The 10880-nt window shown below is 61.1% G+C and carries 9 protein-coding genes and 2 tRNA genes; 6 read left to right on the forward strand and 5 right to left on the reverse strand.

The annotated features are described in order from the left end of the window. The first annotated feature begins 90 nt into the window (after positions 1–90). The 5 genes from DWY51_RS01585 (at position 91) to DWY51_RS01605 (ending at position 3974) form a co-directional block, all read left to right on the forward strand. Positions 91–1485 carry a CCA tRNA nucleotidyltransferase gene (locus DWY51_RS01585; RefSeq protein ID WP_117769624.1) on the forward strand — a complete coding sequence of 465 codons (1395 nt, stop codon included), beginning with the start codon at positions 91–93 and terminating at the stop codon, positions 1483–1485. A 127-nt stretch (positions 1486–1612) separates the two neighbouring features. Continuing rightward, a tRNA-Glu gene (locus DWY51_RS01590) sits at positions 1613–1689 on the forward strand. 22 nt (positions 1690–1711) lie between these two features. Then, positions 1712–1788, forward strand: a tRNA-Glu gene (locus tag DWY51_RS01595). Between the two features lie 150 nt (positions 1789–1938). Further along, positions 1939–3246: a lysylphosphatidylglycerol synthase transmembrane domain-containing protein gene (locus tag DWY51_RS01600; RefSeq protein ID WP_117769625.1), complete on the forward strand. Its 1308-nt coding sequence runs from the start codon at positions 1939–1941 to the stop codon at positions 3244–3246. Between the two features lie 116 nt (positions 3247–3362). After that, on the forward strand, positions 3363–3974 hold the full coding sequence (locus DWY51_RS01605; RefSeq protein WP_157757975.1) for a TetR/AcrR family transcriptional regulator: 612 nt from the start codon (positions 3363–3365) through the stop codon (positions 3972–3974). A gap of 112 nt (positions 3975–4086) precedes the next feature. On the opposite strand, the gene DWY51_RS01610 is transcribed toward DWY51_RS01605, so the two are convergent. The 5 genes from DWY51_RS01610 to DWY51_RS01630 all read right to left on the reverse strand — a co-directional run bounded on the left by DWY51_RS01610 (position 4087) and on the right by DWY51_RS01630 (position 9630). After that, the gene (locus tag DWY51_RS01610) at positions 4087–5352 is read right to left on the reverse strand and encodes an ABC transporter ATP-binding protein (protein WP_233504584.1); all 1266 of its coding nucleotides are present in this window, start codon (positions 5350–5352) and stop codon (positions 4087–4089) included. Between the two features lie 51 nt (positions 5353–5403). Continuing rightward, positions 5404–6426, reverse strand: coding sequence for an iron ABC transporter permease (locus DWY51_RS01615; protein ID WP_117769627.1), 1023 nt, complete (start codon positions 6424–6426; stop codon positions 5404–5406). 22 nt (positions 6427–6448) lie between these two features. Then, entirely contained in the window at positions 6449–8020 is a 1572-nt protein-coding gene (locus tag DWY51_RS01620) for an ABC transporter substrate-binding protein (protein ID WP_147332602.1), read from the reverse strand. Between the two features lie 4 nt (positions 8021–8024). Beyond that, positions 8025–8558, reverse strand: a complete 534-nt coding sequence (locus tag DWY51_RS01625; RefSeq protein ID WP_117769629.1) for a hypothetical protein — start codon at positions 8556–8558, stop codon at positions 8025–8027. Between the two features lie 145 nt (positions 8559–8703). Next, positions 8704–9630 (reverse strand): sirohydrochlorin cobaltochelatase, encoded by a 927-nt coding sequence (locus DWY51_RS01630; RefSeq protein WP_117769630.1) that lies wholly within the window; start codon positions 9628–9630, stop codon positions 8704–8706. 458 nt (positions 9631–10088) lie between these two features. Here DWY51_RS01630 and cobM point away from each other — a divergent pair, with 458 nt between their 5' ends. Continuing rightward, positions 10089–10880 (forward strand): precorrin-4 C(11)-methyltransferase, encoded by a 792-nt coding sequence (gene cobM, locus DWY51_RS01635; protein ID WP_117769631.1) that lies wholly within the window; start codon positions 10089–10091, stop codon positions 10878–10880.

Below are 10880 nucleotides of genomic sequence, written 5' to 3' on the forward strand. Positions count from 1 at the left end.
TGACGCGATTGCGTGTGCGCGCTTTCTCGTTTCTTGTTAGACTTCTTGAGAACCATCGATTAACGCTCACAAGTGCAGGAGGCCATAGGCATGTGCAATGTTTCGCTCAACGGTACGCAACCGTCCGATGCGTCCCTGCGCGTCCTGCGCGCGCTTGAGGCGGCTGGTCTTGAGGCTTGGTACGTGGGCGGTTGGGTGCGCGACGCCCTGATGGGGTGCCCCAGCCACGATGTTGATATGTGCTGTAGCGGCCTGTGGCAGGAGTCCAAAGCGGCGCTCGAGGCCGCCGGCATCGCGGTTGTGGAGTCGGGCATTAAATTTGGCGGAATCACGGCTATTTCCGATGGCGAGCGTATCGAGGTCACCACGTACCGTCTGGATGGTTTTTACACCGATGGTCGCCATCCTCAGAGTGTGGAGCGTGCCGCCTCGCTCGAGGACGATCTGGCGCGCCGCGACTTTACCGTCAATGCCATGGCCTGGCATCCCGAGTGCGGGCTTGTCGACCGCTACGACGGCCAGGGTGACTTGGAGCGCAAGCTGATTCGCGCTGTCGGCGATCCCAAGCGTCGCTTTAACGAGGACGCCCTGCGCATGCTGCGTGCGGTGCGCTTTGCCTGCCGCCTGGACTTTATGATTGAGCCCGAGACCAAGCGTGCGCTTGCCGAGTGCGCGCCGCTGCTCGATGCCGTGGCGCGCGAGCGTGTGGGCATTGAGCTTGAGGGCATCCTTTCGACCGGCCACGGGGGAGATGCCATGCTGCGCTACCCCGAGCTCATCTGCGCCGCCGTGCCCGAGTTGGCAGCGGGTCGCGGGTTTGATCAACGAAGTGTCTATCATGCGTTTAACGTCTACGAGCATATCGCTCGTGTTCTGACGGTGGCAGGGGAGCTGGCGCTGTGCGACGGCGTCGCGCCCTCGTCGAGTCTTATGTGGGCGGCGTTTTTGCACGATGTGTCCAAACCCGAGTGCTTCACGGTCGATCACGCCGGCAGCGGACACTTCTACGGTCATCCCGAGCTCGGTGCCAAGAAGGCGCGCGTCATTATGGATCGCCTGGCGCTCTCGCACGACTTGGTGCGCGACGTGTGCCTGCTCATCAAATACCATGACATGCCGCTGCGCCCCGAGCGCTCCTGTCTGCTCAATATGATGCGCGCGCTTTCGGGTGAGGGCGTCGACACGGCCCGCCTGATTGACGAGCTCATGGACCTTAAGCGTGCCGACACACTTGGCAAGGCCCCGTCGTGCTTCTATTACGTTGAGACGATTGAGGAGATGCGCGCGATGGCGCACGAGCTGCTGAGGGCGGGGGAGCCCTATACGCTCAAGATGCTCGCCATCAACGGCGGCGACCTGATCCGTGCTGGAGTCAAGCCCGGGCCGGAACTGGGGCAGCTTCTCAACTCCGCCCTCGACGCCGTGATCGAAGACAACATTCCCAACGAGCGCGAAGCTCTTTTGGTCCATCTCAACTTGAATTAGCTACCTAGTTTACCTGCGTGTTCCATAACCTGCCGACAATTTTTCGGCAATTTGGAATTTCTTCTTGCGCTGACGTTTTTTGTCCCGTAATATATCTCCTCGCAGCACGGCAGTGCAGATGTCATGTGGCCCGTTCGTCTAGCGGTTTAGGACGCCGCCCTCTCAAGGCGGAGATCACCAGTTCGAATCTGGTACGGGCTACCACTTCTTTTCTGCTGAGGCTTATGGCCCGTTCGTCTAGCGGTTTAGGACGCCGCCCTCTCAAGGCGGAGATCACCAGTTCGAATCTGGTACGGGCTACCACGCATCTGATACCCGGACTTCCTATGGAAGGCCGGGTTTTTTATTTTCAAACAACCGTCTGCAATTCCCGTTTGAACCAGAGCTTTGCGTTCTGTCTATGGTCCTTGCGGGTACAATATCCAAGATATTTTGACTGTTAGAAGGAGTCTCATGACGGAGTCCTCTCAGCATACGTCTAAGCCCCAGGTCGAGGTTGAGGCCTCGGGCGGAGATGACAATAAGAGCGCACGCCGCGGCGCCATCTTTATCGGCGTCGTGCTGGTGGGTTATATCGTCTATCTGGTGGTAACCGGGCAGATGGGGCAGTTCTGGGCCGCTATGTCGAGCGTCCAGGCGTCATGGCTCGTTGTCGCGTGTCTCTGCATGTTCATGTATCTGTTCTTTGGCATTGTGGCCTATGCGATCGCTGTCTGGCTCGACCCCAATTCACCCGTCGGCATTCGCGACCTCATTTCGGTCGAGGCGAGCGGCATCTTCTTTGGCAACCTCACACCTATGATGATGGGCTCGACTCCTGCTCAGATCTACCGCCTGACCAAGGCGGGCCAAAATGTCGGCGAGGCCGGAGCCACGCAATTCACGCGCTTTATCGTGTATCAGTTTGGCCTCGTTGCCTGGGGCGCTATCCTACTGCTTGCTCGCATGCCGTTTTTTGCCGAGCGCTATGGCGACATGACGCTGCTGTGCGTCTTTAGCTTTGGTGGGCACTGCTGCATCTTGCTTGGCATCTTCGCCGTCGCGCTCATGCCTAAGACCGTCACGCGCGTCGCCCACTGCATCATCAATTGGCTTGAGCGCATTGGTGTCTCGGCCACTAAGATCGAGGGATGGCGCACGTTTGTCGATGGCGAGATCTACTCCTTCTCCGAGAAGTTCAAGCTTTCAGCCGGACATTTTTCTTCCATGCTGCTCACCGTGTTTATCACCATGCTGCAGCTCGCGTTTTTCTATCTGGTGCCGTATTTCCTGATGCTTGCCTTTGGCCACCACGAGGTCGACTTTTTCTCGGTCATGGCCGCGAGCGCCTTTGTCCAGCTGCTGAGCTCTGCGGTTCCCTTGCCCGGTGGAACTGGTGGTGCTGAGGGCGGCTTTGCATTGTTCTTGGGTCATTTCTTTGGGTCGGCTTCGACCGCCGGCTATCTGCTGTGGCGCCTCATTACGTTTATTGCGCCGACCATTTTGGCTGCGCCCCTGCTGGGACTTAAGAGCGCCCACAACGAGAGCATCCATGCGCGCTGGGATCGTGTGATGCGCAAGCTCGGCCGCACGTCTCAGACGCCCTCTGCGCCCACTAAGCCGCACCCCACGAATGCTGTTACCGTTGATCCCAAGAAGCGCGCTCAGAAGGCTTCTGGGACCGCTAAGCCGGCTCATAAAGCCTATGTGCGCCAGACAGGCGATGGTATTCGCGTATCTCCGTCGGCACTTAATAAGAAGAAGCATCCCAAGTCGCAGTAGGGCAGTCGTGCGTTCTTCATGATGCGGGGCATATTTGTGCTGTATGGGGGATAATCCTCTTACGTAGATTATCTCTCATCTGTTGATGAATGCTCGCATATCGAAGGGACACGCCCATGGCAACCAGCAAACCGCGTCTTGACCGCCGCATCGTTCGCAGCCGTAATGCCATCCTTTCGGCTTTCGAGCGCCTGCTCATGGAAAAGCCGCTGGCAGACATTACGGTGAGTGCCATCGCGCGCGAGGCCAATGTCGACCGCAAGACCTTTTACGTACACTTTGGTACGGTTGACGGCCTGCTCGATGCCATTGCCGTCGATGTGGTGGAGATGATTGTCGACTCGGTCGAGAAAACGCTTGCTTCTATGGACGGTGACACCAACGAGCGCGCTCTTGGCGCGGCGGCGACCTTCTTTAAAACCGTTAATGAGGCACTGTGCAACAACTTAGTGCTCAATCGTCAGCTGATCGAGAATATTCCGCTCGATGATTTCATGGCTCGTCTTCGTGCGCCGCTCGAACATGAGATTGCCGAGCGCGATCTGCTGCCCCAAGGTCTCAAGGACGAGATGTTCGACTATTATCTGGCGTTTTTGCTGTCGGGTATTATCGGTATCTATCGCACGTGGGCACTGTCTGACGGCTCGGTTCCTATCGAGCGTGTCTCTGAGGTCGCCAACGACCTAACTCTCAATGGTCTGTCGAGTCTGGAATCTCGCTTGGATTAGGCCTAGTTGGGCTCGTCGGCGTGGAAATGCCTGTTCACGAGGTTCTCTGGCGCCTTGTAGACCTCGTCGGCGTAGGAGCTGTAGCCTGAGGATCTTTAAAAGAAAGTCCAGTTTATCCTTCCCACTCCAATTTGGAATCTTCCGATGCGCCTTCGCGCGCTCGCATGACCTCGATACCATGTGAGCGTGCGAAGTCGACGAGCTCTGCGTTGCGGGCGTTTAGGGTGCCGAAGGCGGCGGGGCACACGATAAGGCGCGCGCAGTGGACGAGGAGCTCTTTGGCGCGGGCTATGGTTTTATCCCCAATCGGCTCGAAGGCACGCTCGGCCACGCATTCCGTCGCCAGGTCGCGCGCGAGCTCGCAGTCGATGTCCCCTTCGTGCAGAATGCCCGCGTAGAATGCCTTGCCCTGCCGGATGAGCTGGCGAAACACAGCTGACCCCGTACCTGCGCCGGCGATGACGAACGTGTGCGCATCGCCGTGTGGGCGCCCAATTTCCACGCTGCCGAAGCGCTCGTTGAAGGTGCCATGTTGAAGGCCGTAGAGCTCGCCAATCGTCTCGCGCGTGAATATGTCCTCGGGTGCGCCGGCGCGGAAGACCCGGCCGTCCTTCACGCAAATCACCTTGTCGGCGCTTTTCTGCGCGAGCTCGAGTTCGTGGATGGACATGATGACAGCCACATTCCGCGATTTCGCAAGGTGGCGAAGTATTCGCAGCAGGTCGATCTGGTAGCGGATATCGAGATACGACGTGGGCTCGTCGAGCACGAGCACACGCGGATCCTGCGCGATGGCGCGTGCGAGCATGACGCGCTGGCGTTGCCCGTCGCTTATCTGCATGAAGTCGCGCTCGGCGAGCTCTTCCACATGTGCGGTTTTCATGGCCTCATCGACCCGACTATGGTCGTCGGGCGAGAGTGTGCCCATTCGCCCGGTGTAGGGATGCCTTCCCGCCTCCACGATATCGCGGCAGGTGAGGAGCTCGGTCCGGGGGCGATCTGTCAGCATAACGGCAAGGTTCCTTGCGAACTCCGCCGTCTTCCATCGGGAAATCTCCCGCCCGTCGAGCTCGACCGCGCCGGCAAGCGGTGCCAGATGGCGTGTGATGGTTTTCAAGATGGTCGACTTGCCCGAGCCGTTCGGCCCGATGAGTGCCACGACGTCGCCCGCGCGAACCTCCAGATCGACGCCTTCGACTACGACCTTCTTGTCGTAGCCCGCCGACAGGTCGCTTATGCGGAAAAGCGGCGCTCCATCAGCCTGCGTTTCGACCGGGGTTTCGAGGTTCGACTCCGCTCGAAGGAGGCGTTCCGCGCGCAGTTCCGCACGAGCCGAAAGTGCCTTCTGGCGCTTTCGTGCGAGCTCAGGACTGGCCAAGCATGGAATGTTCCTTCCGAGCGTTTTGGGCCGCGGCACGAATTCCCCCATCTACCTCACCCGTTTCTTCAACATGAGCGCGATAACCACCGGCGCGCCGAAGATGGCGGTGACGGCGCTGATGGAAAGCTCGACGGGAGAGAACAGCGTGCGCGCGATCAAATCGCAGCCCGCGCAGAAGATGGCGCCTCCCAAGAAGCACGCAGGAATCACGCGGATGGGCTTCGACGACTTCAGCGCCGACTTCACGAGATGCGGAACCGCGATGCCTACGAACGACACCGGACCAGCGAACGCGGTCACGCAGGCGGAGAGAATGCTCGCTAGAAGGACGAGCACCACGCGGAAGCGTGCGACGTTCACGCCGACGCTTTTCGCGTAGGCTTCTCCCAGCTGGAAGGCGGAAAGGGGCTTCGATATCGCGAATACGCATGCGCTCACGGTGATCACCACGACCGCGATGACCGCGATGTCGTCCCAGCTCGAACCCGAGAAGCTGCCCAAAGACCAGTTGTGCAGGTTCACGATGGACTGGTCGTCGGCGAAGGCGATGAGGAAGTTCGTCCCCGCCGAGCAGATGTATCCCACCATGACGCCCGCTACGATGAGCATGGCCATGGAACTTATGCGCCGTGCGATGAGGAGTACGAAGCCGATGGTGATAAGCGAGCCCAGAAACGCTGCGGCCACCATGGCCGGCGAGGACATGGCCTGGTTCGCGCCCAGAAGTACGATCATCGTAAGCGCGACGACGAACTTTGCGCCTGAGGAGACGCCCAAGATGAACGGGTCGGCGATGGGGTTGTTGAAAAACGTCTGCAGCAGGAACCCGGAGAGCGAAAGTGCCCCGCCGAGAAGCACGGCTGAAAGCACGCGCGGCAGGCGAATCTCCCAGATGACCTGGCTTTCCATGGAATTGGCCGCGCCGCCCGAAAGGATGCCGGGGATGTGGTCTGCGGGCACGAGCACGCTCCCGATGCACAGGTTGGTCCCGACGAGCACGATGAGGGCAACAGCGAGCAGCGCCGTCACGACGCGACACCGCGCGGCGCGCCCCGATTCGTCGTATGCCATGGAAAGTCGGCTTCTCATGGTGCTAGCCGAGCTTCCTCAGATAATGGAAGTCGCTCGCGTCATCGCCGGCGAACGCCCCGTGCAGCTCGTCGATAATGTCGGCGGTAGAAGTCATCTGCTGGTACATGTCGGCGCTTGTGACCCAGACGTTGCCGTTCTTCACGGCTTTGAACTGCGACAATAGCGCGTTTTTGCCTACGAAGTCGTTCAAGGTGGCAACCGATTCGTCGATGGTGCCGTTGTAGACGATGATGTCGGCATCCTTCGCCGTCGCGTAGAAGCGCTCCATTTCGAGCGTTACTGACGAACCTGACGTCGACGCCGTCTGCGCGTCATCGAGCGCGTAGCTGCCGCCTGCAAGCTCGATCATCTGCGCCACGTAGTCGCCTGCCCGCCGCGTGACGGCGGCCCCGTTCGAGTTAATGTAGAAATACGCCACGGTTTTACCTGAAGACGCGAGCCCCGACGTTTGCTCGACGCGGGCCTTCTGCTCGTTGAACAGGCGTGCGGCCTCGTCTTCCTTGTCGAACAGGACGCCGAAAAGCTTAATCCACTCGACGCGCCCGAGTGCTTCGGGCTCGCTCGACGACTGTTCGGTGAGCACGACGAGCCCGAGCTTCTGCAGCTTTTCCTTCACATCGGGCGTGTGGTTGATCATGGTGTTCTCGATGGCGAGCGTGCAGCCCGAGGCCGATATTCGCTCGTAGTCGGGCGCGCTGTACTTGCCGCCGTAGGCGATCGCTCCACTTTCGAGCGCGCTTTTGAAGCCCGCGACCGAGCAATCGTCGGCCTTCGTGCCCGACATTAAGATATTGTCGTTCGCATCGAGCGCGTCGACCAGGCACATCGTTGCCGACGACACGAGGTACACCTTGTCGGCGGGGCGCCTTATGACCGCGATGTCGGGGCTCAACCCATCAGGTACCTTCGCATCCTGCGGCACCACGAGGAAGCGCTCCCCGTTCGAAATGCAGATAAGCCGCAGGCCGCCTTCGTACTCGTCGACAGTGAAGTGCTTGGCGTATTCAAGCTGAAGCGCCCCCGTCGGCTCCCAGCCGCAGCCCAAATCGGCGTTGTGGAAGTCGGCCGCGGCGCTTGAAGCCGTTCCCGCAGGGGAGCCGCCGCTTGCATCGTTGCCCGATTTCTCCTTCATGGTGGATGAGTCGAAGTGGAGCGTGTAGTCGATGGTGTGCGGCGTCGACATGGCGACGGTCTCGGCCGACACGGCGATGTCCTCGTCGAGTGTGACGGGTATCTCGAACGTGGAGTTGCCGCCGTCGTTTACGGGCGCGTAGTCCACGCCGTCGGCGGTCATCTTGTCGTAGTTCGAACTCGACCAGGTGATGGTCGCGGTGTAGGTGTCGCCATCCTTCACAATTGTGGTTGGTGAGGCGATGCTTGCGCGCCCTGACCCGCCGGAAAGCGAGACGCTCACCGTGTATTCCTGAGAGCCCGCCGTGGCACCGGTCGCGTTCGGGCTCGCACTGCACCCCGCGAAGGGAAGCGCGAGCAGGGCGACGAGAACGCAGGCGATTACGCGCGCCGCGATGCTGCGGCACTTCCTGTTTTCCCCCTTGGGAAGAATCGACCGCATGGCGTTACTTCAGTGCGTCGGCGCGCAGATCGACGCCGGCGGATTCGAACACGAGCGTGCGGTCGTACCACCGCTCCCTTTTAATGCTCCACGCGGCGCAGGCGGTGTCCTCGTCGAGCGCTTCAACGGGCACGTCGTAGGTGTACTTGCCTTCCGCGTTTTCCACATAGGGGATGAAGTCGGCCTCGCTCGCGGCGGCAGCCTCGTCGCCCGTGCCCATGAAGAGCTTGCCGTAGCCCGTGCCGGAAAGTGTCATCACGCAGTGCATGGAGCCGTTTTCCACGATGAGCTGGGCGTCCACAATCCTGAACATGTTCGAGCTGGAATCTACGGTGATTGGATAGGTGCCGTCAGCCACCTTGTCGGCGGTAATGGGGGCAGCGCTTGCGCCCTCGGGCGCATCGGCCGCCTGTTCGGTCTTTTCCTGGGAATCGGCATCGCTTGCCATTGCGCTGTCGATTGAATTTCCGCCGCAGCCGGCGAGCGAGAACGCGAAAAGCGCCGCCGACAGGGCGAAGACGAGGGTTTTCTTCAACATGGAGGGGTTCCTTTCAATCGCTTCGACCGCCCGCGCCGTGCGGTGGGCGGGCGGGATGCGAATGCAACGGGCATGCGTCGTCAGTCGGGGAAAGGCGCATGCCCGTTGCACGGGGACGCGACCGGCGCCCCCGTGCGCGGCGAGTTTACAGCTTGGCGATGGCGTCGTCCACGTGCGAGACGTAGATGTCGTCGACCGCGACGTTCTGTCCCAGACCCTGGAGTAGGCACGTCACTTCGAAGCCGGCGGCCACGAACTTCGAAGCCCAGCTGTCGGGGTCGGTCTCGTCTGCCATGTCGTTGTTCGCGTGGTCGCCCGCGACCACCATGAACGGCGCGAGCACGGCCTTCTTGTAGCCTGCGTCGCTCGCGGCGGCGATAACATCCTCGCAGGTCGGTTCAGCCTCGACGGTGCCGACGAAGAACTGCGTCAAGCCCTCGTTCTTGAACACTTCCTGCATCTTGGCATAGTCGGCGTTGGAATCGGCTTCGGTGCCGTGGCCCATGAGGCACAGCGCCGTCTTGCCGTCGTCGAAGGACGCCATGTTCTCCTTAATGGCTGCGGCCACCTTCTTATAGTCATCGTCGGAGGTGAGCAGCGGGTCGCCGAGCGAGATTTTGTCGAACTTGTCGGCGTACTTGTCGAGCTCGTCTTTCACGTCGGTGTATTCCAGGCCACCCATGAGATGCGTCGGCTGCACGACGATTTCCTTCACGCCGTCTTTCACGCAGCGGTCGAGCGCCTCGGTCATGTTGTCGATCGTGATGCCGTCGCGCTTCTTCAGCTTGTCGATGATGATCTGCGCGGTGAAGGCGCGGCGGATGTCGTAGTCCTGCCAGTACTTCTCGCGAATAGCGTCTTCGATGGCGCCGATGGTGATGTGGCGCGAGTCGTTGTAGCTCGTGCCGAAGCTCGTGACGAGGATGACCGGCTTCACGGCCTTCTCCTTTTCGCTCGATTTCTCGGAACTTGCGGAGGTGCTGGAGCAGCCCGCGAGCGCGACTCCGGCGAGCGCGACGGCTCCGGTTGCTGCGGCGCCCATGAAGCCGCGGCGTGACATCTGGTCGGACATGGTTTTTCCTTTCCTCGGTTTGCCGGTCCCCCGGCGACAGTTGCTTGTCGGCACAAGCGAAAGAAAAGCGCACCCCTCGGGGTTCACAAGGAGCTAACGCCACGGCGATGCCGTGAGGAAAAGGCGAAGCAGTCTGGCTTGGGGCGCGAGGCGGTTCGCCCGCGCGTCCTATACAGTAATGTCCCTTGCCCAGGATTCCCACCTGGTTCCCTCCGCAAGCCAGCGCGGGCTGTGCGGGCGCCGCGCCGGTCATTTCCTTTTATCCGATTGTCATATGCTCGTTGCCGAAACTTTTACTATGATAGTGGGCACTTGTGAACGTGTCAAAGCCAGGGCGGGCGGCATTGCGCCTCCTGCCTGCGTATTTGCGCCGATTGCCGCCGCAGGCGCCGTGTTTTGTCCGCTGCGCGAATGGCGGCGTAAACGGTTGCGATGAGAAACGGGAAGGGAAGGCTCGGATGATTCATATCGTTGGCGCAGGCTCGGGCGCCGCCGACCTTATCACGCTGCGCGGGGCGCGCCTTCTGCGCGCGGCCGACGTGGTCGTTTGGGCGGGGAGCCTTGTGAACCCCGAGCTGCTCGCCGAGTGCAAGGAATCCTGCGTCGTCTACGACAGCGCGCACATGACCTTGGAGGAAGTGCTCGACGTGATGTGCGCGGCGGATGCACGGGGCGAGGAAGTGGTGCGCCTGCACACGGGCGATCCGTGCCTGTACGGCGCCATCCAGGAGCAGATGGACGCGCTCGACGCGAGCGGCGTGGACTACGAGGTGGTGCCCGGCGTGTCGAGCTTTTGCGGTGCCGCGGCGGCGCTTCGCCAGGAATACACGCTGCCGGGAATCAGCCAGTCGGTCGTGATCACGCGGCTTTCCGGGCGCACCCCCATGCCCGCGGGCGAGGGCATGCGCACCATGGCGGAAAGCGGCTCGACTATGGTCATCTTCTTGAGCTCGGGTATGCTCGCCGAGCTTTCCGCCGAGCTTTTGGCCGCGGGCCGCAGCTCCGACGAGCCGGCGGCGCTCGTGTACAAGGCGACCTGGCCTGAGGAGCGCGTGGTGCGCTGCACAGTGGGCACGCTCGCCGATGCGGGTGCGCGAGAGGGCATCGACCGCACGGCGCTCGTGGTGGTGGGCCGCGTGCTCGGAGCTCGCGGCGGGCTTGCGCACGACGGCGCGCAAGCGGAGCCGTACGAGCGCAGCAAGCTTTACGACCCTTCGTTTGCCACGGGGTATCGGAAGGCGAGCAGCTAG

The organism is Collinsella sp. AF25-2LB, from assembly GCF_003458415.1.
GTDB lineage: Bacteria > Actinomycetota > Coriobacteriia > Coriobacteriales > Coriobacteriaceae > Collinsella.

Bases quoted from the DNA above. Each gene is read 5' to 3' on its own strand.
- DWY51_RS01585 (WP_117769624.1), top strand. From the start codon at position 91: ATGTGCAATGTTTCGCTCAACGGTACGCAACCGTCCGATGCGTCCCTG.
- DWY51_RS01600 (WP_117769625.1), top strand. From the start codon at position 1,939: ATGACGGAGTCCTCTCAGCATACGTCTAAGCCCCAGGTCGAGGTTGAG.
- DWY51_RS01605 (WP_157757975.1), top strand. From the start codon at position 3,363: ATGGCAACCAGCAAACCGCGTCTTGACCGCCGCATCGTTCGCAGCCGT.
- DWY51_RS01615 (WP_117769627.1), bottom strand. From the start codon at position 6,426: ATGGCATACGACGAATCGGGGCGCGCCGCGCGGTGTCGCGTCGTGACG.
- DWY51_RS01620 (WP_147332602.1), bottom strand. From the start codon at position 8,020: ATGCGGTCGATTCTTCCCAAGGGGGAAAACAGGAAGTGCCGCAGCATC.
- DWY51_RS01625 (WP_117769629.1), bottom strand. From the start codon at position 8,558: ATGTTGAAGAAAACCCTCGTCTTCGCCCTGTCGGCGGCGCTTTTCGCG.
- DWY51_RS01630 (WP_117769630.1), bottom strand. From the start codon at position 9,630: ATGTCCGACCAGATGTCACGCCGCGGCTTCATGGGCGCCGCAGCAACC.
- cobM (WP_117769631.1), top strand. From the start codon at position 10,089: ATGATTCATATCGTTGGCGCAGGCTCGGGCGCCGCCGACCTTATCACG.